Origin of the sequence: Halorubrum sp. CBA1125, assembly GCF_009742825.1 — an archaeon.
Classification (GTDB): Archaea; Halobacteriota; Halobacteria; order Halobacteriales; family Haloferacaceae; genus Halorubrum.
On the sequence record NZ_WPCE01000028.1, the window covers coordinates 1 to 21,602 of the forward strand.

Consider the following 21,602-nt stretch of genomic DNA (forward strand, 5'->3'; position numbering starts at 1 on the left):
AAAAAGGTGGATATGCAGTCTTCAGCGACCGGCTGTTTCATTTGATTTCCTATCTGAAGAAGAGGATTTCAACAGAGCTGGCGATTTTGAGTTAGCGAGAGGATCCCCCATCCCGCGAAGGACAAGTGATCCGATACTAGTCGAGCCTGTGGACTGAACAAGGGAGTAATCACGTACGTGCGCTGAAGTAGCTCGTCCTCGGCCGTCCTATGCCCACACGATCGGGATCCACCAGATGGCGAACGCTGAAATGACGAGGATCGCCGGAAGGGTGATGATGAAGCCGATTTTCGCCATCTGTGGGATTGTGAGGTAGCCACTTCCGAAGACGATGGCGTTCGGCGCGGTGGCGACGGGAAGCATAAACGCGAACGAAGCTGCGAATGCAGCAGTTGCCATCAGCGTGAGTGGCGTAACGCCGATCGCCGCGCCGATACTCACCGCGATCGGCATAAACAACGACGCGGTGGCTGTGTTCGATGTGACGTTCGTGAGCAAAATCACGACCGTCGCAATCAGCAGAATCATCCCTGCGAGTTCCGTGACGCCCAGCCCAGCGATTGCATCCGCAACGACGCTGTCGAGCCCACTTTCCTGAAACCCACGCGCGAGCGAAAATCCGGCACCGAGTAACAATAAGACACCCCACGGCACCCGAGCAGTGTACTCCCAGTCAAGCATCCGCTCGCCATCGACCGGGATCAAAAAGACGAGGACGGCTCCGCCGACGGCGATCATCGCGTCAGTGAGCATCGGCACGACGGGCTGGAGAACGAACGGGCGGACGATCCAGCAAGCGGCGACGAGTCCGAACACGGCGAGGACGCGTCGTTCGCCGGTCGTCATAGCTCCTAATTCGCGTAACTGGTCGTCGATCACGTCTGTTCGACCGGGCTGACGATCGATCGTCGGACGCAGGACCACCACGAGCAGCACCCACGTGATGAGCAGGAAGATCACGGCGATTGGCACCCCGACCAGCATCCAGTCGAGAAAGCCGATCTCGACGCCGAGGCTCGACTCTGCCACGCCGGTGAGCACCGCGTTCGGCGGGCTTCCGATGAGGGTTGCAGCCCCGCCGATCGACGCGCCGTAGGCGATGCCGAGCATCACCGCCAACCCGAACGAGGTGTTCGGGAGTTCGACCGCGTCAGATTCGAAGCCGTGGAGCAGTTCCCCCTCGACATCGAGTGGATCGTTGGGTTCTTCGAGTTCGTCACGATCGAGCGGCGGGGTTTTTCGACCGCCGATCGCCGTGAGCTCGACGATGACGGCCGCACCGATCGGCACCATCATCATCGCCGTCGCCGTATTCGAGATCCACATCGAGAGGAACGCGGTCGCTCCCATAAAGCCGAACACGAGCCCCTTCCCGCTTGTGCCGACGGTGGAGATGATGAGTAGCGACAATCGGTGATGCAGGTTCCAGCGCTCGATAGCGAGCGCGATGAGAAACCCACCGAGGAGCAGAAAGACGATCGGGTCGGCGTACGGTGCCGTTGCACTTCCGACGGTCATCACGCCAGTCGTCGGGAAGAGGACGACGGGGAGAAGTGACGTGACCGGAATCGGAATCGCCTCGGTGACCCACCAGATGACGATCCAGGCCGTGCTTGCGAGGACGGCCTTTGCCGCGGGAGAGAGTCCGAAGGGCCCAGCGAGGTACAGGCCGAGGAATACTGCTGGGCCGAGCAGCAACCCGATAGCGCTGCGGGACACGGTGGGTTTTGAGGGCATAGCTATCGACTCAAACACGAAGCATATAATTCATTGTTCCCGTTTGATCGGACTGACCGCCGTATTGCCCACAGAGTTATCGTTTTAGTCTTCGACTCTGGTGTATGGCAACCACTCGTATTCCGTGGGTAAGAGAGCATCCCGTGGCGGCGTTTTTTGTCGGTGCGTATGCCTATACGTGGCTCATTACGGCCCCGGCCGCGTTTATGCAAGAGAGTTGGACGCCGTGGATTCTCATCTATATCGGAAGTTTCGGCCCCCCAGTCAGCGCGGCTGTGGTGACGTGGTTGCGGGGCGACGACGTTCGAGCGTGGGCCCGCCAAATCTTCCGCTGGCGGGTCGGCTGGCCGTGGTGGGTCGCTGCCTTCGGAATCCCGATCGCCATCATCGGCGTCACGGCAGTCGTCCTCGCGGCGATCGGTGGTCCGGTCGATCTGGATCAACCCACACAATCGCCTGTCCTGATCGCCATCGTGTTCCTCTTTGGGTTGACGGTCAGCGGGGGGCTAAACGAGGAGCCAGGGTGGCGGGGATTCGCCCAACCGTATCTGAACGACCGTTACAGTGCGCTGACCGCGAGTCTCATCATTGGCGTCGTCTGGGCTGGCTGGCATCTCCCGTACTTTCTCATTCCGATCACGCCGCACTCGGGATTCACGCTCGTCAACCAAATCGGGTGGTTCGTCGGTATCATCCTCTTGTCGGTCATCCTCGCGTGGGCGTATAACGGCACGGGCAGCGTGCTGATCGTGATGGTGTTGCACGCGATGGCGAACACTGCCGATATACTGCTGCCGCTCGCGCCGGATTTGATCGTCGTCGATGGCGTAATCGACGAGACTGCAGTCGGGACGGTCGTGATGGTCCAGCTGGCGGTACAGTTACTCGTTGTGATCGCTCTCGTTGCGTACTACGGCCGCGACTCGCTTGCTCGTGGAGCAATTCCTGGCGCAGATGAGATTGGGGGTGAATGAACTAGAATCCGTGACTCACCAGATCGAGCCAGCGTATTCGAACCGAAGGTGGCCAACGACTTCGGTCGGAAGCCCAACGTCATCGAACATATCTCTGAAGACCTGCCGAAATTCGTCTTCGGGGATTTCTTCACCGACTGGGAGTCTGATCGTCACATAGAATCCACCGAGCCGATCGAGTTTGATCGTATATGTTCGATCGCCGTCTTCATACCTGATTTCCGCGCTCTGTACGATGATGTCGACGGTGGCGTATCGGGTACCGTCCTGATACGAGGTTTCTTTGTACCACCCGTCACCGCCGGTGTCCGAGCCGGACGCATCCGTCCGTTCGGTCTCGATGGCCTCGTAGACGCGGGGGAAAGAGACGGGTGCGTCCACCTCGATCGACGGGGTAGACGTTCCTTCTGCGACCTGTTCACGGAGATCTGCCACATAATCACGTGCCGTCGTCTCGGAGATGCCGAACGCGAGTGTGAGGCGGTCGAACAACCACGCTTCGGGTGGTATTGATTCGACGGGGAACTCGTCGAAGCCGCGGTCGTCGATGAGTGTGACCGTCGGTGTTTCATCGGTGAGCCAGAATTCCACGAAGACGTACTCGGCGGGGAAGAACGTGAACCCGAACACGCGATATGCCGGTCCGAATCTGTCGTCGAAATCGGCGAATCCGTCGGGGTGTATCCCACGGGCGTCCTTCGTACCAACGTAGTACGGTTCGTCGACCGTATAGCCGGTGTCACGAGCATCCGCCAGGACAGAGTCGTAGTCGATGTCCAGTTGGCGGCTCTCCGACCAGTAGGATGCGTGGTCAGCCCCCGTCGACGAGCAGCCGGCGAGTGAGACGGTGACTGCTGTTCCAGCCACTGCTCCCATTCGTGTGAGTAGGGAGCGCCGGCTCATACGTGGCCCTGTAGGTAGAACCGAGAGCCGATCATCCATCAACGGTGAATTGTCCATATAGCGTGTTGCTAAGTACCAGAGGTCAATGAGTGTGATTGATGAATCGTACGGACTTCTTGAGGTACAAACATCGCTTGAAGACGATCTCAGTGAGTGCTACGCGTAGCACATCAGAGAGTGAGATATAGCGCAGTTATTGAGAATCTCAGGTGTCACGTGCGAGAGTGTTACCAAGAGGAGAATCTGACAGCCTCGGCAAGGTAGAACAGGATCAAGCCAACGCTTGTGATCAGTCCGAGGAACGCGGTTATCGAGAACCGTCCAATATTCAGGGGTGCTCGATACCCGGTTTCCTGCGCGTCTCCGCTGTATCGGAGTTTGAGCAACGAGAGATTCACGATAACGAACACGGCTAATAGTGCGAGGTTCGCAAGCTCGGCAACAGCTCCGAGATCACCCATCAAAGCAAACGGAATCGTGACAAGAGCGACCAGACTGACTGCGATGTATGGTGTCTTCCGCTTCGGATGGACGCGTGCGAACACGGCCGGAAATGAGTTATATTCCGCTTTCGAGATGCCATAGGTTACCCTCGACGTGGAGATGAGCAAGATTAACACGGTGTTTGCTGTTGCGAACAGTGCGATCGCGGAGAGAACGACGAAGGCGTCTTCCCCCCATCCCGCTAGCGCAACCGCGGCCAGTGGGGCCTGTGAGTCACCGAGTACTTGCCAGTTCACCAACCCGAGTGCGGACAGCCCGACTAATAGATAGACGACCGTCGAAAGCCCAATCGAGATGCCGATCGCCCGAGGTATCGTTGACGACGGTGTTTTCATTTCTTCGGCGATATTGACCAGCGATTCAAACCCTGTATACGCGAAAAACAGGAGAAACGTCGCACTAAACACGCCGGAGATCCCGTGCTCGAACTGGGTGATCTCGACGCTGCCCCACGTTCGAATGCCGATGACGATGATGAAGAGGAGCCCGGCGATTTCGATGGCGGTGAACAACAGATTGATCCGGGCAGAGGTTTCGATCCCCCAGAAGTTGATCGCCGACATCACCACGAGGACACCGATCGCAACCGGGACGCTGGATAGGGGAACGAAGGCGGCAAAGTACTGCCCGAACGCGAGGGCGACCGCCGCCGCAGCGATGATCCCAGTCAGCACGCGGAATATCGCCGTCACTTCAGAAAGTCGCTTGTTCTCGAACGCCGCCCATGCGTAGAGATACTCGCCTTCGCCTTTCGGATAGCGCGAGGCGAGTTCTGCATAGCTTAACCCCGTGAAGGTGGCGACGCCGGCGGCGAGGAGAAACGAGACGATAATTGACTCACCGGTCTCAGCCACTGCCTCACCCAAGATGGCATAAATCCCCGCCCCAAGGATGAGACCAACACCATACACGGACGCCTCTAACAGCCCCACCGCCCGTTTGAGTTCAGCCATTAGTGAATTCCCCCGGTGCCAGCCGCAAAATACCAACTGGTTGTTGGCGGTGGTAGCCCGACCGATAAATATCAGTACTCCCGGCAGACCTCATTCTAGGCTCGTCATCATTGGCAGCTTCCGTGATACGTCGAGAAAGAGTGGATACGACGGGTGAATCTCATTCAACGATAGACTCTGTCTGAAGCTATTCATATTATTTACAGATAATTCAAATAGCATATCTAAAATGTACACCCGGAACACTACCGGGCGACAATCTACTAGTGGGCTCGGTGAAAGTGTATTAGCTGAGTTAATGTGCTTAAACACGTAGGATTAACGTATCTGTTCAAACCCATGCGTCGAGTTCCTCACGTCCACCGAACGAATCTCGATCCTCGTACGCGTCAGTCAGTGTAATAAGACCGGCTGCAACCTGATACGCCGGCATCGTATCGTCGTAGAGGAGAACAATGCCAGCGTGAGCCTCAGGTGGTAACCCACCGAAATCTTTCACGTCGCTCGTCACGACGATCAATCCGTGTTCTCGGGCGTACGGTAAGACATCCGCTTCGTCATCAGCTCCCTGCCAGAGCGCGTCACGGACGTGCTCGGCGTAGATTCCTTCCTTCTCCGAATACGTCGCCGTTTTCGGGTCGATGTTTTCGTCCAGTAGAAAGCGCCACCCACTCATTTCAAGCGGCGTCCGGATCAACGCCCTCAGGACGATTGATCGACTCGCGGAAGTCCGCTACCGCATCTTCGCGGTCTTGTTCGACCTCACGCATCTCTCGCGGGTGGTCGTGGTAGTACGCCAACGCGTGATACACGTCAGCCACGTCGAGGTCGTACCGATCGGCAACAGCTTCTGGATCTTCACCGCGTTCTTCGACGAGGGCGTACACCTGGCGGACGCTGATTCGGCGGTCACGAATATGGGGTTCGTCCATCAGATCGGACGCGATCCGCCGGGCGTCTCCCTCGGACATACCTACACGTTGCTGCTACTCCCGCAAAAGCATACTGCTGACTGGGATGTGGATATCTGAAGAGTGCATAAATCATTATTCGGAAGTCAATTTCAAGTAAAATTCGATCGAACTATTCGATGGAACGCGTCTGCATATCCACCTTTTTCTTCGTCGGGTGTACTCGCGTTGCTCGCACACCGCTCCTCGAAAAATTTGGACCAAAAACGCCGACGTCTCGGCCGTCGGCCTCGCCGTCGGTGACCCGCTCACTTCGTTCGCGGATGCGTGACGCGATACCGCTCTCACCTGCGTCGTTGAGCTTCGCCTCGCGGCAGCGAGGCGCGACGCGCCGGCTGCCAGAGGGACCTTCGGTCCCTCCTTGCTCGCGACCTACGGACGCTCGCAGGCGCGCCACCGCCTGAATCGATCATTGCTTGGACTGCACTGAACGATAGTTCTACCACCTTCCCTGAGAATGTTCTTCCATGGTGGATTTTATTCCTCTCCTGCTGTTGGTCTACGGACTCGTGTCCGTGCTGAAACCTGAATGGATGATGGCGATCCATCGCTGGCAGAAAGCGGCCGGCACAACCAACCGTCCCGAAGATATTGAACCGAGTGATGGGGCCTATTTATTGAACTACCTTGCCGGAGTCTTCTTTGTAATCTTTGGACTAGTATTCACACTCCGTAGTCTCTGAGCAGACACTCCCATCGAGATGGGTGTCGGCTGCGATCAGACGAGACCTGGATTATCGCCTACCGATACTGGAGCCTTCGCTGTCGGCACCCTCCGTTGGATGACCTGATCGAAGCAAATCAGGGTATCCACTGGAAACAAGATGTTCTATGACGCTGAGCTATGGCTAACTACTAGTAGATTGTCGCCCGCGACACTAACGACCGGTCTCATCTCCGGCGGCGTGCCGCGTCGACCGGGAAACCCTCGTGGCGGGCGGTCGCCTGCGCGGCGACGGGCGGGTCGCGTCAGCGACCGGTGTCGCGCGCCTGGGTTCTCCGCGCGGTCATCGCTCCCATCGGGGAGTACTCGGGCGGGGACTTAAGGGCGCGCACACGGCGGTAGCCGCCGAGCTGACTTAATTGGCTCGTCCCGCGACGATCATCGCGTCAGTCGTCGTTCTGCTCCGCCCCGGCGACGACCACCGCCTCGCCGTCGTCGGCCTGCGCTTCGCGCACTGACACCGGGTCGATCCCGCGGCGTGCGGCGTCGACCTCGGAGAGCAGGTACACGAGCCCCCCGAGCAGAGCGACCCCGAGGAGGAGCAGCGCGAACGGCGTCACGCGGGTGAACCCCCAGACCACGAGCAGGAGGGCGACGACGCCCGCGACGGTGACGGCGTAGTAGATCTGGGTCCGGACGTGGTCGATCAGGTCGGCGCCGGTGAACGTCGCCGAGAGGACGGTGGTATCGGAGATCGGCGAGCTGTGGTCGCCGAAGATGGCGCCGGAGAAGATGACGCCGACCATCGCGGCCACGAGCGTGTGGCCCGCGGCGCCGCCGCCGCTGATCTCCCAGGCGATCGGGATCGCGATCGGCGTGACGATCCCCATCGTCCCCCACGAGGTGCCGGTGGAGAAGGCGATGAGGCCGGCGACGACGAAGACGAGCGCGGGCAGGAGAGCCGGCGAGACCGCGCCGACCGTCGCCTGCGCCACGTAGTCGCCGGTGCCGAGCGCGTCGATCGCCTCACCGATCCCCCACGCCAGCACGAGGATCGAGGCCGCCGTGAGCATGATTCCGAACCCGTCGATCGTGTACTCGGTCGCGTCGCCGAGGCCGAAGATCCCGTAGAGCTTCCCCAGGGCGAACCCGCTCGCGACCATCGCGAACGAGCCGATCATGAGCGCGATCTCGTAGGAGGCGTCGAGCGCGGCGTCCCACAGCCGCCCACCGGCGGCGCCGGCCTCGCCCGCGAGGAGGTCGCCGACGAAGCCGGAAAGCGAGAGTTCACCCGACCACAGCGCGGTCACGACGGTCACGGCGATCAACACCGCCACCGGGACGAAAAAGGAGGCGAGCCGCGGCGTCGACGCCGGCGGCTCGCCCAGTTCGCCCGCGACGTCCTGCATCGGTACCGCCTCGTCGCGGGTGACCTTCCCCGTCGTCCACGAGCGGTGTTCGGCGGTCAGCATCTCGCCGTAGTCGCGGCCGGTCCCGACGATCAGGAGGACCATCACGATCGCCAGGATCGCGTACATGTTGAACGGGATCGACGAGAGGAACACCTCGAAGGTGCCGGGGCGGTTCGCGGCGTCGACGCCGGCGGACTCGTATCCCTCGGCGATGAGCGAGAGCTGGAACGCGACCCACGAGGAGATCCCGAGCGTCGCCACCGGCGCAGCGGTGGAGTCGACGACGTACGACAGCTTCTCGCGGGAGATTCTGAGCCGGTCGGAGACGTCTTTCATCGCCGAGCCGACGATGGCGGTGTTCGCGTAGTCGTCGAAGAAGAGGACGATCCCGAGCCCCCACGCGACGAGCCCCGCCTGCCGCTGGCTGTCGAGTCGGTCGAGCGCCCACTCCCGGACCGCGGCCGTGCCGCCGAGGTTCCACACCATGGCGACGCCGGAGCCCAGGAGCAGGGTAAACACGAGGATCGTCGCCTGGAACTCGCTGGAGATCGCGGCCACGATCCACTCGAACGTCTGGACGATCCCGAGCCCCTCCGTGTAGATAGCGGCCCCCGACCAGATGCCGAGGAACAGCGACAGCACCGCCTTGCGGGTGACTATCGCCAGTACGATCGCGAGCGCCGGCGGGGCGACTGACAGCGCTCCGAAGTCGGTCATGTCCGCGAGACTCTCCGCCAGGACACATAAGTCCTCCCCGCGTGTCAGATGAACGAACGGGTTCGAACTCTCGCCTCACGCGATCGATCCGGACAGAACAATTCCAGGTCCGATCGTTCGAACTGATTTTCGACAGATCACATCAGATCCGGGGAGTTCCGCAGACTGCGTTCCGGTCGGGCGACGATCACGCCGACGAAATCGGCGCATATCCGAACGCACTTACGTCCCTGTGACCGACCCACGTGCAATGTCTGTACGAGTCGGCATCCTCGGTGCCACCGGTGCCGTGGGACAGCGGTTCATCCAGTTGCTCGACGACCACCCGACGTTCGACCTCGCGGCCGTCACCGCGAGCGCCGAGAGCGCGGGGAAGACCTACCGCGAGGCGGCCAAGTGGCGCGTGAACACGCCCATTCCGGACGACGTGGCCGAGATGGAGGTCGCGGAGACGACGCCCGCCGGCGTCGCGGACGCCGACGTGGATCTGCTGTTCTCCTCGCTCCCCTCGGGCGTCGCGAGCGAGGTCGAACCCGACTTCTTAGCGGAGGGATACGTCGTCTCGTCGAACTCCTCGAACGACCGCATGGCCGCGGACGTTCCCCTGACGATCCCCGAGATCAACCCCGACCACCTCGATCTGATCGAGGTCCAACGCGACGAGCGGGGCTGGGACGGCGCGCTCGTGAAGAACCCGAACTGCTCGACGATCACGATGGTACCCACGCTGGCGGCGATCGACGAGTTCGGCCTGGAGAGCGTCCGCGTCTCCACGCTGCAGGCGGTCTCCGGCGCGGGCTACTCCGGCGTCACCTCGATGGAGATCATCGACAACGCGATCCCGCACATCGGCGGCGAAGAGGCGAAGATGGAGACGGAGTCCCGGAAGCTGCTCGGCGAGTTCGACGGCGCCGCGGTCCACCTCCACGAGGCCGACGTGGCCGCCTCGTGTAACCGGATTCCGACGCTCGACGGCCACCTCGAGAACGTCTTCGCCGAGTTCGCCGAGGATCCCTCGCCAGAGGACCTCCGCGCGGCGATGCGCTCGTTCGAGAGCCCCGACCTCCACAGCTCGCCCGACCGGCTCATCAAGGTGTTCGGCGACGACGAGCCAGATCGCCCGCAGCCCCGGCTCGACCGCACCTACGCCGGCGGGATGGGGATCGTCGCTGGCGGCGTCCAGCCCACGGAGACGGGCGCGAAGTACAACTGCCTCGCGCACAACACGATCCGCGGCGCGGCCGGCGCCTCCCTGCTCAACGGCGAGCTGCTCGTCGAAGAGGGCTACGTCTGATCACCACGGGATCGGTACCGCCGATCACCACGTAACGTACAGGGTCCGCCGGTGTCAACACCCGACATGAACGACCGCGTCGAATCGACGCTCCGCGCGGACCCGACCATGGCGCGGCTCGTGGACCGCCATGGGCCGCTCGACGTCGAGCCGGCCGAAGACGAGTTCGCACGCCTGTGCACCTCGATCGTGAACCAGCAGCTCTCGACCGCCTCCGCGACCGCGATCCACGGGCGGTTCCGTGACGCCCTCGCCGGCGAGGTGACTCCCGAGCGCGTGCTCGCGGCCGACGCGGACCGGCTCCGGGAGACGGGGCTCAGCGGCACGAAGGTCGAGTACCTGCGCTCGGCCGCGCGGGCGTTCCGCGACGACGACCGCGACTTCACGCGCGAGGGGTTCGCCGACGAGTCCGACGCGGCCGTCGTCGACGCCCTCACCGAGATCCGGGGGGTCGGCGAGTGGACGGCGCGCATGTACCTGATTTTCGGGCTCGGCCGCGAGGACGTCCTCCCGCTCGGCGACCTCGCGGTGCGGAAGGGGATCGAGCGGATCTACAACGACGGCGACGACCTGACCCGCGCGGAGATGCGCGAGATCGGCGACGCGTGGCGACCCTACCGGAGCTACGGGACGCAGTACGTCTGGGCCGAGTACGAGTCGTAGCGGGTGTCAGAGGACACTTCACGAGGTGTTACGTTCACCATTTGTGGGAGAATATTCCGTTCGTTGAAGTGTGCGAATATCTCTCTGGGGATCGGGACAACCAAGTAGACACTCGGCAAATTTGGGGGCAAATTATTTTCGCGAGTGCCACGTACAGCTGGATATGTCTCACGAAGTCGAGGACGAAACGACGATAAACGAGAGCTACTCGATCACGGTCCCAGCGGCGATACGGCGAGAAGCAGGCGTCGAAGCAGGTGACAAACTCCGCTGGCGCGTAGACGAAGAGGGGACAATTTCGGTCGAACTCGTCAAACAACACTACGGCGCGTTTTCACGGTTAGAGCCAGTCGACATCGGCGAACCAACCCACGCCGCAGAGGATCACGACCTCGTTGCTGGAGATACCTAATGGCCAGTGTTGTCGTGGACGCGAATGTTCTCATCGCAGCCCGTCTCTCACGCGATCAGAATCACAAGCGAGGGAAAGCGATCTCAGACGCGATCGACCAAGGGGATCTCCCGACAGCCTACGTTTTGAGCGACGTGCTCGAAGAGGTCATCAACTATCTGCAGGCGAGGGCGGGACACACTGTTGCGTCTGAAACGCTTGATGCACTCATCGAGAGTAGCGGATTCTCACTCATCCAGACCTCGAAAACTGATTTCAACGCCGGCCGGTCGTTATTCCGACGATACGAATCACTATCGTTAACCGATGCTGTCATAGTTGCAACGATGCAGCGCAACGAGATTGAATATCTCTACAGCTTCGACGACGGATTCGACGGTGTTTCCGAGCTCACTCGTCTTACCACACCGGATGATCCATTCGAGTGAGAGACCTTCTGTATTGAACGAATCCTCGGAACGAAGAACAAGATGTGTGAACGTTGTATGACGCTCTCGGCGTGGTTCAGACGCCGCGGCCCTGCAGCTTCTCCGCGTCGGACATCGTCTCGTTCGACTGTCCCTTCATCCCCTTGCCGACGCCGGCGGCGATCTCGGCCAGTTCGTCGGGGTCGTCCCAGTTGTTGACGGCCTCGACGATCGCGGTGCCCATCCGCTCGGGGTCCTCGGCGCCGAAGATGCCGGAGCCGACGAAGATGCCGTCACAGCCGTGGTGCATCATCAGGGCGGCGTCCGCCGGCGTGGCGATCCCGCCGGCGGCGAAGTTGACGACCGGGAGGCGTCCCGCCTCGGCGGTCTCGTGGACCAGGTCTCGAGGGGCCCCGTGCTCGCGGGCCCACTTCTCTCGCTCCTCGTGGTTCAGCCCGGTGAGCGTCCGGATCTGGTTTTTGATGGTGCGCTGGTGTTTCACGGCCTGGTTGACGTCGCCGGTGCCGGCCTCGCCTTTCGTGCGGATCATGGCCGCCCCCTCGCGGACGCGTCGGAGCGCCTCCGGCAGGTCGCGGGCACCGCAGACGAACGGCGAGGCGAACGCGCGCTTGTCGATGTGGTACTCGTCGTCGGCGGGCGTGAGCACCTCCGACTCGTCGATCATGTCGACGCCGAGTGACTCGAGGATCTCCGCCTCCTTGCGGTGGCCGATCCGCGATTTTCCCATCACGGGGATCGAGACCTCGTCGATGATCTCGGTCACGTTCGCCGGGTCGGGCATCCGCGCGACGCCGCCGCGCTTGCGGATGTCCGCCGGGACGGCCTCTAAGGCCATCACGGCGACCGCGCCGGCGTCCTCCGCGATCCGGGCCTGCTCGCGGGTGACGACGTCCATGATGACGCCGCCCTTCTGCATCCGCGCGAAGCCGCGCTTGACGAGGTCGGTCCCGCGCTTCAGCTCCTCCAGATCCGTGGCCTCTGGCATGGATCGTCGTTGGCTCGCGGACACTTAAGAGTCGCTTTCGACCGGAGAGCGCCCCCGAGTCGGCCGGCTCGTGATCGACGTCGGCGGGGAGGGGTCCCACCGCAACCGCGAAGTCCCCCGCGTCCGAAGGGGTGACCGTGACCACCGGATCCATCCTCGCGGGCGGGCGCTCGACGCGGTTCGGCGACGTCGACAAGTCGGTGGCCGACCTGGGCGGCGTCCCGATGATCCGCCGGGTCGCGGACCGGCTCGCGGGCGAAGACGATCCGATCCCCCCCGGTGCCGACCGGGCCGCCGGCGGCGACCCCGTCGTCGACGACCTCGTGATCAGCTGTCGCCCGGCCCAGCGCGACGCGATCGCCGACGCGTTAGACGGGTCGCCCCTCTCGGTCCGCTGGGCGCTCGACGACGAGCCCGACCGCGGCCCGGTGGCGGGGATCCGGAACGCCTGCCGGGCCGCACCGGACGAGTACGTCTTCGTCGTCGCCTGCGACATGCCGTTCGTCGACCCCGCGTTCGCCGCGACGCTCGCCGAGGCGGCGATCAGCCGCGAGGCCGCGGTCCCGCGGCTGGACGACCGGTGGTTCCAGACGACGCAGGCGGTCTACCGGGCGGACGCGATGGCGACCGCCTGCGACCGCGCGCTCGACCGCGGCGAGCGGAAGCTGCTCGCGCCGCTCGACGATCTGGATCGGGCCGTCGTCGGCGACGCCGCGATCCGGGCGGTGACGACCGATCGCACGTTCACGAACGTCAACACGCGCGAGGAACTGGCCGACGCGGAGGCGGTCGTCGCCGAGGCGGTCGACGGCGACTGAACCTGGACCGGCCCGGCTACCGGCTACGCTTTCAGGACCTCGTACGCCTCGTTCAGCCGCTTGAACGCCTCCTCGTCGCCGTCCGCGCCGTCGGGGTGGAGCCGCTTGGCGCGTTCGCGGTACGTCGAGCGAATCGTCTCCTGGTCGGCGGTTCGGTCGAGGTCGAGCGTCTCGTAGGCCTCTCGTTCGGTCATGGCGCCGGTCGGCGGGGTGCGGTCCCGCGGATCGCCGGCGCCCGCGCCGGCGCCGGATCCGCGGCCCGCAGTGCCCGCGGCGGTTCGCCCGCCGAATCCGCCGTCCGTCGCGCCGGCCCGCCGGTGGGCCTGGCGACGGTTCTCCGCCGTTCGAGCGCGCTGCCGTGCGCGAGCCCGCGCTTCGGGGCCAGCCCGAGAGGCCTCCTGGCGGACGCGGTCGCGCAGCCGGCCGCTGGCGTGGTACCAGAGGAAGTAGGACACGACGCCGAACGGGACGGCGACGGCGAGGAGGACCGGGGAGACCACGATCCCGGTGACCGCTAACAGGGCCGTCAGCCCGATGAACGTCGCGGCCATCCCGACGACGATCGCGCGGTTCGTCACGGTCGGGATCGGGGTTCCACCGTTGTAAGGTTCCCGGCCACGTCTCCGCACCGTTTATGCCCGCGGGCGTCCCGATTCGGGGTATGCCAACGGCGGAGCGAGAGACGGTCACGGGGGTCCCGCCGGGGATCGCCGCCGCGCGCGAGGAGCTGACGCCGATGCTCTCGCAGTACGCGGACCTGTGTGCCGCCCACGAGGACGCGCTCGTGTTGTTCCAGGTCGGGGACTTCTACGAGGCGTTCTGTGAGGCCGCGGAGGCGGTCGCGCGGGTCTGTGAGGTGACGCTCACGGAGCGGTCCGACTCCACCGGCGACTATCCGATGGCCGGGATCCCGATCGACAACGCCGCGCCCTACCTCGAAACGCTGCTCGACGCCGGCTACCGCGTCGCGATCGGCGACCAGGTCGAGGACGCCGAGCAGGCGTCCGGGCTGGTCGACCGCGCCGTCACCGAGGTGATCACGCCCGGAACCGTCGTCGAGGACGACCTGCTCGAGTCCGGGACGACGAACTACGTCGCGGCGATAGCGGCCGACGGGAGCGGCGAGGGAAGTGGCGGCAGCGAACGCGGCGAAAGTGGCGAGGGAAGCGAACGCGGCGAGCACGATGAGGCTTCGCGAGTCGGCCTCGCTGCCGTCGACGTCTCCACCGGCGAGTGTCTCGTCACCGCGGGCGACCGCGACGCGGTCGCCGACGAGCTCGACCGTATCGCGCCCGCGGAGCTGATCGTCGGTCCGGACGCCCCCGAGATCGAGCCGAGCGACGCCGAGGAGGGATGGACGACTCACGGGTACGACAACGCCGTCTTCGACCGACGGGCCGCGACGGATCGGCTGGAATCGTACCTCCCGGCACCCGAGCGGCGCTTCGAGAGCGACGCGGAGCTGCGGGCCGCGGGGGCGGTACTCGCGTACGCGGAGTACACGCAGGGCGACGACGGGGCGCTCGCGTACGTGACTCGGATCCGGCGGTACGACCCGCGAGACCGGCTCCGGCTCGACGCGGCCGCCCAGCGCAGCCTGGAGCTGTTCGAGAACCGCGGACTCGGCGCGAGCGACACGCTGTTCGACGCCCTCGACGAGACGAGCTGCGCGCTCGGCCGCCGGTGTCTGGAGCGGTGGCTCCGCCGCCCGCTCGTCGACGCCGACGCGATCCGGAGCCGCCACGACGCCGTCGGCGAGCTGGCGGACCGGAGCCTCGTCCGCGAGGGGATCGCGGACGCGCTCGGGACCGCCTACGACCTCGAACGGCTCGTCGGGCGCGTCTCTCGCGGGCGGGCCGACGCCCGCGATCTCCGATCGCTGCACGCGACGCTCGCGGTCGTCCCGGAGCTGAAGGCGACGCTGGGAGGAGAAGTGGAGGGAAGCGGAGAGAGAAGAGAGAGCGGTGACGACGGAGACGTCCGTCCCCGCACCGACCACCTCCGCGACCTCCGCGACCGGCTGGACGAGCTGACGGCGGTCCGCGAGCTGATCGACGACGCGATCGCGGCGAACCCCCCACAGGAGATCACGGAGGGGGGCGTCATCCGCGAGGGGTTCGACGACGACCTCGACGACCTGCGCGCGACCGAGCGCGAGGGCCGCGAGTGGGTCGCCGAGCTGGAGCAATCGGAGCGCGAGCGCACCGGTATCGACTCGCTGTCGGTGGGGCACAACCAGGTCCACGGCTACTACATCGAGGTGACCGACGCCAACCTGGATCGCGTCCCCGACGACTACCGCCGCCGGCAGACGCTGAAGAACAGCGAGCGGTACGTCACGCCGGAGCTGAAGGAACGAGAGGAGGAGATCGTCGGCGCCGCCGAGCGCGCGGACGCCCTGGAGTACGAACTGTTCACGGACGTCCGCGAGCGCGTCGCCGCCGAGACCGAGCGGATCCAGGCGCTCGCGGACGCGCTCGCCGAACTCGACGCGCTCGCGTCGCTCGCGACCGTCGCCGTCGAGGGCGACTACGTCCGCCCCGACGTCGTCGACGAGCCCGACGCCGGCGTCGCGATCGAGGGGGGGAGACACCCGGTCGTCGAGCGCGCGGAGGAGTCGTTCGTCCCGAACGACGCCGACCTCCCGCGGGGCTCGGTCGCGTGATCACGGGACCGAACATGAGCGGGAAGTCGACGTACATGCGGTCGATCGCGCTCGCGGTCGTCCTCGCACAGACGGGTTCGTTCGTCCCCGCGCAGGCGGCCGAATTACCCGTCTTCGACCGGCTGTTCACTCGCGTGGGCGCCTCAGACGACATCGCCGGCGGCCAGTCGACGTTCATGCGCGAGATGAGCGAGCTGACGGAGATCCTCCACGACGCGGGCCCCGATTCGCTGGTGCTCCTCGACGAGGTGGGGCGCGGCACCGCCACCACCGACGGGCGCGCCATCGCCCGCGCCGCGGCCGAGTTCGTCCACGACGAGCTGGGCGCGACGACGCTCTTCGCCACCCACTACCACGGGCTCACCGACCTCGCCGCCGAGCGCGAGCGCGTCTTCAACCTCCACTTCACCGCCACCCGCGAGGACGGCGACGTGACGTTCCTCCACCGGGTCGTCCCCGGCGCCTCCTCGTCGTCGTACGGCGTCGAGGTCGCCGAACTCGCCGGCGTGCCAGCGCCGGTCGTCGAGCGGGCACGGGCGCTCGTGGCGGCCGACGATCGCGACCGAGCGGTCGACGGTGAGGCCGGTCCGGAAGCGGCCGACGGCGACGCCGTTTCGGACGCCGCAGCTGACGTCGACCCGGGGACCGCCGACGGCGGCGTACCCGAAGCTCCCCTGGACGACGAGACGGGCGACGAGGAGGCGTCGCTCCGGGAGTTCCTCGACGGGACGGGTCCGTCGGCGGGCGCGGACGGGGATCCGGGCGCGCCCGAAGACGACCCCGGAGCGGAACCGGGACGTCGCGTCGACGACCCGCCCGACCGCGCCGGCGACCCGTCCGACCTCGTCGCCGACCTCCGCGAGCTCGACCTCGCGCGGACGACGCCGATCGAGGCGCTGAACGCGCTCCACGACCTCCAGTCGAGGGTCGACCGTGACGGGTGAGGAGGCGACCCCCGGGCGGGTCCGTCGGCTCGATCCGGCCACCGTCGACCGGATCGCGGCCGGCGAGGTCGTCACCCGGCCGGCGCGGGTCGTCGGCGAGCTCGTCGACAACGCGCTCGACGCGGGCGCCTCGCGGGTCGAGATCGCGGTCGACGGCGACGGGACCGACCGGATCCGCGTCGGCGACGACGGCCGCGGGATGAGTCGCGAGGACGCCCGCCGCGCCGTCGAACGGCACGCGACGAGCAAGCTCGACCCGGCCGGCGACCCGGTCGGCGTCGACTCGCTCGGCTTCCGCGGCGAGGCGCTCGCGGCGATCGCCGACGCCGCCCGGCTCGAACTCACGACGAGCACGGGCGGGAGCGTCGGAACGCGAGTCGTCGTCGACGGGACGGAAAACGGGGACGCGTCGCCGACCGTCGCCGACGCCGGTCGGGGTCGGGGGACCACGGTCGTCGTCGAGGACCTGTTCGCGACCCGGCCGGCGCGCCGCGAGTCGCTCGCGGGCGCGCAGACGGAGTTCGCGCGGATCTCCTCGCTCGTGGCCGACTACGCGCTCGCGAACCCGTCGGTCGCGTTCGCGCTCGATCACGACGGGACGACGACGCTGTCGACGCCGGGAACCGACCGGACCGACGCGCTGCTCGGCGTGTACGACCGCGAGACCGCGAGTCGGTCGACGGAGTTCGCGGCGAGCGTCGGGAGCGACGGCGGACAGATTGGAAGTGGCCGGACCGGGAGCGACGGCGGCGAGACGACGTCCGGAACGCCCCCGATCACGGTCGAGGGCGTCCTCGCGTATCCCTCGGTCACCCGCGCCTCGCGCGACCACGTCCGCGTCTCGGTGAACGGCCGCCCCGTCCGGAACGACCGGCTCGCGGCCGCCGTCCGATCGGGGTACGGCCGGCTGCTCCCGGACGGCCGCGAGCCCGTGGCGGCGGTCGACGTCTCGGTGCCGCCCGCCCGCGTCGACCCGAACGTCCACCCGGCGAAACGGGAGGTCGGACTGCGCGACGCCGACGCGGTCGCGGCCGCCGTCGAGGCGGCCGTCGGCGACGCGCTCACCGGGGCCGACCTCCGCCGGAAGGCCGGCGTCGCGACCGACCTCGACGCCGCGCTCGACCCGGTCGGGGCGGACGACGGCACGCGCTCGGCCGCCTTCGCCGACGCGGAGCCGATCGGCGTGTTCCGCGACCTCTACGCGCTCGTCGAGGCCGACGACGAACTGCTCGTGGTCGACGGGCACGCCGCCCACGAGCGGGTGAACTACGAGCGGCTCGCGCGGGCGTTCGACGGCGACCGGGTACCGACGGCGACGCTCGATCCCCCGGCGACGGTGTCGCTGTCGGCCGACGAGACGGCGGCCGCGGCGGCCCACGAGGACGACCTCGCCGCGCTCGGCTTCGAGACGGAGCCGTTCGGCGGGGGGACCCGCCGGCTGCGGACCGTTCCGGCCCCGTTCGGGCGCACCGCCGACGCCGACGCGTTTCGCGACGCGCTCGCGGCGCTCGACGGCGGGGAGTCGCCGCGTGACGCGCGAGAGACGTTGCTCGCGGACCTCGCGTGTCACCCGTCGCTGAAGCGCGGCGAGATCGGCGACCTGTCGGAAGACGAGCTCCGCTCGCTGCTCGACCGGCTCGGCGAGTGTGACCGCCCGTACGCGTGTCCGCACGGACGTCCCACCGTGCTCTCGGTCGAAGAATCTGCGTTCGCGGCCGGGTTCGGTCGGGATCGGTGAGCCGGAGCCGGTCGATATCGCTACTCGCCCGCTACTCGCGCGGTTCGTCCGGCCGACTCGCGTCTGGCCGATTCGCGTCCGTCCGTCCCTCGGGGTCGTCGAACCGCTCGACGCGCTCGACGGTCTCGTCGGCGGCCGCGGTCCCCGGCGGGTACGTCACCGTCCGCTGCGGGTACGGGATGGAGATGTCCGCCTCGGCGAACCGGCGCTGGATCTCCGCTACCGCGGTCGCCCTCGAGCGCCACCGCGCCTGCGGCGTCGGGGGATCGATCCAGAAGCGGAGGTCGAGCAGGATCGCGGAGTCGCCGAAGCCGGAGGGGATCACGTACGGCGCCGGGTTGTTCGCGATCGTGTCGATCTCCTCTAACACGTTCTCGGCGATGGCGCTCGCCTCCTCGGGGTCGTCGTCGTAGCCGATCCCGACCTCCATGTGGATCCGGAGGCGCCCCTCGCGGCTCCGGTTCGTTATCGACTGGTTCGTGACGACGTCGTTGGGGACCACGACGTACTCGCCGTCGAAGTTTCGCATGTGGGTGTTCATGATGGTGATGTCGGTGACGAACCCCTCTTCGCCGCCGATCTCGACCCAGTCGCCGATCTCGAACGGGCGCGCGAACATCAACACGAAGCCGGCGATGAGCGACCCGAGCGTCTGGCGGGCCGCCATCCCGAGGACGATCCCCAAAAAGCCCGCGCCGACGAGGAGCCCCCCGAGGTTGATCCCCCAGATCCCGAGCACGGCCACGCCGACGACGACGAGCAGCGCGACCTGGCCGATTCGCGTGAGGAGCTGCTCCTGGTGGGCGGTGATCCGGTCGCTGTCGGCCGAGAAGTCCTCGACGTACCCCTCTAAGATATCGCTGACGACGTACGCGGCCGCGAGCAGCGCCGCCGAGACGATCGCCTGCGCGCCGACGCCGACGGCGCTCTCGGCGAGCGGGAGCGCCGCGACGACGAGCGAGAACTGCCCCCACACCGCCAGCACGGCCGCGCCGGCCACCGCGAACAGGATCAGCTGCAGCAGGCCGACGATCGCACGCAGGAGAAACGAGAAGGGGAGGTCCTCGCGGATCGCTTCGACCGCGCGCTCGGCCCGGCCTTCGAGGTACCGCGTGACCCAGCGCGAGACCGCGCGCTGGCCGAGCCGAACCACGCGAGGGAGGATGAGCCACCCGACCGCGACGGCGACGAGGAGGATCGCGGCGGTGGCCGCGAGCCGCCCCTGCGTCGTCGCGATCCCGTCGACCAGCGCGCCGATCCGCGCTCCGAACTGGACGATCACTGCCGGAGGATCGCCCCCGCAGCGTCAAAACATCGCCGATGACCGTCGCAACGGTCGGCGCCGGGACGGGCGACGCGGCCGGTCACCGCCCTCGCCGAAGCTCTTCTATCAGCTGCTCGATGAGCGCCGACTGCCTGTCGAGCCGCTCGGACTGCGCCTCGACGACGTGTCGGAGTTCGGCGACCTCGGTCGCGAGGTCTTCCCCCTCGACGCCAGCCGTCTCGAAGGACGACTCGTCGAACGCGTCCGGCGCGCCGTCGAACGCGCCGCGGTCCCCCGTCGCCGCCTCGTCGAGACGGTCTCTCGCCCCGTTGCGATCGTCTCCCGTCTCGTCGAGATCACCTCCCGCCTCGTCGAAGTCGCCCCGGCTCTCGGGTCGTCCCGTCCCGCTCGCCTCCGTGCGGGACTGGCGCGGGTCCGTCGCGTCCGCCCGCAGCGGATCCGGGTCGGTCTCGGCGTTCGTCGACCCCCCTGATCCGCTCGCCGCCGCGTCCCGAGACGTTTCCGTTCCGCTCGATCCGGAGACCGGCTCTCCGGGTTCGGGCTCTCGTCGGTCGGACTCGGGGGTCGCCCCGACCGACTCCGTCTCCCGCTCGTCGCGAGTCGCGTCGTCGGACACCGGGTCCGCGTCACCGGCGATCGATCCCACGTCACCGGCGATCGAGTCCGAGTCACCGATCAGCGGGTCGTCTGACTCCGCCTCCGCGTCGGCGACCGGCGACGCCGAGAGCGGATCCGGTCCCTCGCCGAAGTCGGTGGTCGAGTCGTCGTCGGCCGCGTCGGCCTCGTCGTCGCCCACGGTCTGCCGGAACGCCTCAAGGCTGTCGACGTCGTAGTACGAACACACGGCGTCGACGAGCGTCTCGCGGACCGCGCGGGCGGACTCGTTCGGGGCCTTGAACCGCTCCGAGCGCCCGTCGTGCGCGAGGACGACCGCGGTCGCGACGGTCCCCTCCTCGAAGCTGAGGTCGGTGAGGTCGGCGTACGGGAACTCCTCGAACTCCTCGTTCCACACCGGCGGACCGACGTGTTTGACGAGCCGACCGCTGGTCACGACGAGGGTGAGCTCGGAAAACCGGAAGGTGCGGACGACCGACTCGCCCGGGTCTGTGACTCCCGTCGCGGAGAGCACGCCGGCGAGTATCGGGTGGAGGACGTCGTCGGCGCGCTTGGCGGGCACCGTGATCGTCTCGTCGCCGTCGAGGCCGTACCCCAGCGTGATCTTCGCCTTGCGGCGGCCCGTCGAGAGCTCTATCCGTTCGGCGTCGTGCCCGTACTCCTCGACCGATTCGTCCGACAGCAGCCCGTCGCCCCGATAAATGAGGGTCCGCGTCGGCGTGACCGCGAGGCGGTCGGATCCCCCGAGCGAGACCTCGGCGACGACCTCCTCGTCGCCGACGGTCGCCGAGAGCAGTTCGGGAAGGCTCATACCGCGGGAATCTTTCCCGCCGGGCATAAATCCGCGGGTCCTCGGAGCGGCCGCGGCAGTCGAAGGAACGACCGACCTGCTGCTGTTGCGTTGCGGTGGCGCGCCTGCG

The 21,602-nt window shown here is 66.3% G+C and carries 17 protein-coding genes and 1 pseudogene; 8 read left to right on the plus strand and 10 right to left on the minus strand.

Annotation, left to right across the window (positions count from 1 at the left end):
* Window positions 1-207 precede the first annotated feature (207 nt).
* Window positions 208-1,737 carry a DASS family sodium-coupled anion symporter gene (locus GJ633_RS04815; RefSeq protein ID WP_156587634.1) on the minus strand — a complete coding sequence of 510 codons (1,530 nt, stop codon included), beginning with the start codon at window positions 1,735-1,737 and terminating at the stop codon, window positions 208-210.
* Between the two features lie 104 nt (window positions 1,738-1,841).
* On the opposite strand from GJ633_RS04815, the gene GJ633_RS04820 reads away from it, so the two are divergent.
* The gene (locus GJ633_RS04820; RefSeq protein WP_197431237.1) at window positions 1,842-2,711 is read left to right on the plus strand and encodes a CPBP family intramembrane glutamic endopeptidase; all 870 of its coding nucleotides are present in this window, start codon (window positions 1,842-1,844) and stop codon (window positions 2,709-2,711) included.
* 15 nt (window positions 2,712-2,726) lie between these two features.
* Here the strand turns inward: GJ633_RS04820 and GJ633_RS04825 are convergent, their stop codons facing one another.
* The 5 genes from GJ633_RS04825 to GJ633_RS04845 form a co-directional block, all read right to left on the minus strand.
* Entirely contained in the window at window positions 2,727-3,671 is a 945-nt protein-coding gene (locus tag GJ633_RS04825; protein ID WP_197431238.1) for a hypothetical protein, read from the minus strand.
* Window positions 3,672-3,841: 170 nt separating this feature from the next.
* Entirely contained in the window at window positions 3,842-5,071 is a 1,230-nt protein-coding gene (locus tag GJ633_RS04830) for an APC family permease (RefSeq protein WP_156587638.1), read from the minus strand.
* A gap of 331 nt (window positions 5,072-5,402) precedes the next feature.
* Window positions 5,403-5,747, minus strand: coding sequence for a DUF5615 family PIN-like protein (locus GJ633_RS04835; RefSeq protein WP_156587641.1), 345 nt, complete (start codon window positions 5,745-5,747; stop codon window positions 5,403-5,405).
* A 1-nt stretch (window position 5,748) separates the two neighbouring features.
* Complete coding sequence (locus GJ633_RS04840) at window positions 5,749-6,042, minus strand: DUF433 domain-containing protein (protein ID WP_156587643.1); 294 nt, start codon at window positions 6,040-6,042, stop codon at window positions 5,749-5,751.
* A 1,110-nt stretch (window positions 6,043-7,152) separates the two neighbouring features.
* Entirely contained in the window at window positions 7,153-8,835 is a 1,683-nt protein-coding gene (locus GJ633_RS04845; protein ID WP_156587645.1) for a Na+/H+ antiporter NhaC family protein, read from the minus strand.
* Window positions 8,836-9,085: 250 nt separating this feature from the next.
* Between GJ633_RS04845 and asd the strand changes: the two genes are divergently transcribed.
* The 4 genes from asd (at window position 9,086) to GJ633_RS04865 (ending at window position 11,632) form a co-directional block, all read left to right on the plus strand.
* Window positions 9,086-10,129, plus strand: a complete 1,044-nt coding sequence (asd, locus tag GJ633_RS04850; RefSeq protein WP_156587647.1) for an aspartate-semialdehyde dehydrogenase — start codon at window positions 9,086-9,088, stop codon at window positions 10,127-10,129.
* Window positions 10,130-10,195: 66 nt separating this feature from the next.
* The gene (locus GJ633_RS04855; RefSeq protein ID WP_156587655.1) at window positions 10,196-10,792 is read left to right on the plus strand and encodes a DNA-3-methyladenine glycosylase; all 597 of its coding nucleotides are present in this window, start codon (window positions 10,196-10,198) and stop codon (window positions 10,790-10,792) included.
* A gap of 163 nt (window positions 10,793-10,955) precedes the next feature.
* Window positions 10,956-11,204 (plus strand): AbrB/MazE/SpoVT family DNA-binding domain-containing protein, encoded by a 249-nt coding sequence (locus GJ633_RS04860; protein ID WP_156587649.1) that lies wholly within the window; start codon window positions 10,956-10,958, stop codon window positions 11,202-11,204.
* Entirely contained in the window at window positions 11,204-11,632 is a 429-nt protein-coding gene (locus tag GJ633_RS04865; protein ID WP_156587650.1) for a type II toxin-antitoxin system VapC family toxin, read from the plus strand. The genes GJ633_RS04860 and GJ633_RS04865 overlap by 1 nt, the downstream gene beginning before the upstream one ends.
* A gap of 76 nt (window positions 11,633-11,708) precedes the next feature.
* On the opposite strand, the gene pdxS is transcribed toward GJ633_RS04865, so the two are convergent.
* On the minus strand, window positions 11,709-12,617 hold the full coding sequence (pdxS, locus tag GJ633_RS04870; RefSeq protein ID WP_156587652.1) for a pyridoxal 5'-phosphate synthase lyase subunit PdxS: 909 nt from the start codon (window positions 12,615-12,617) through the stop codon (window positions 11,709-11,711).
* A gap of 137 nt (window positions 12,618-12,754) precedes the next feature.
* Between pdxS and GJ633_RS04875 the strand changes: the two genes are divergently transcribed.
* The gene (locus GJ633_RS04875) at window positions 12,755-13,435 is read left to right on the plus strand and encodes a molybdenum cofactor guanylyltransferase (RefSeq protein WP_321168912.1); all 681 of its coding nucleotides are present in this window, start codon (window positions 12,755-12,757) and stop codon (window positions 13,433-13,435) included.
* A gap of 23 nt (window positions 13,436-13,458) precedes the next feature.
* Here GJ633_RS04875 and GJ633_RS04880 read toward each other — a convergent pair whose 3' ends face one another.
* Window positions 13,459-14,013 carry a J domain-containing protein gene (locus GJ633_RS04880; RefSeq protein WP_321168913.1) on the minus strand — a complete coding sequence of 185 codons (555 nt, stop codon included), beginning with the start codon at window positions 14,011-14,013 and terminating at the stop codon, window positions 13,459-13,461.
* Window positions 14,014-14,096: 83 nt separating this feature from the next.
* Between GJ633_RS04880 and mutS the strand changes: the two are divergent.
* Window positions 14,097-17,044: pseudogene (gene mutS, locus GJ633_RS04885) on the plus strand (DNA mismatch repair protein MutS).
* A complete protein-coding gene (gene mutL, locus GJ633_RS04890; RefSeq protein ID WP_321168914.1) occupies window positions 17,034-18,782 on the plus strand; it encodes a DNA mismatch repair endonuclease MutL in 1,749 nt (582 codons plus the stop codon). Before mutS ends, mutL begins: the two are co-directional and overlap by 11 nt.
* Before the next feature lie 31 nt (window positions 18,783-18,813).
* Here the strand turns inward: mutL and GJ633_RS04895 are convergent, their stop codons facing one another.
* Both GJ633_RS04895 and GJ633_RS04900 read right to left on the minus strand, forming a co-directional pair.
* Complete coding sequence (locus GJ633_RS04895) at window positions 18,814-20,064, minus strand: mechanosensitive ion channel family protein (protein ID WP_321168915.1); 1,251 nt, start codon at window positions 20,062-20,064, stop codon at window positions 18,814-18,816.
* A gap of 82 nt (window positions 20,065-20,146) precedes the next feature.
* On the minus strand, window positions 20,147-21,493 hold the full coding sequence (locus tag GJ633_RS04900) for a hypothetical protein (RefSeq protein ID WP_156587653.1): 1,347 nt from the start codon (window positions 21,491-21,493) through the stop codon (window positions 20,147-20,149).
* Between the last annotated feature and the right edge of the window lie 109 nt (window positions 21,494-21,602).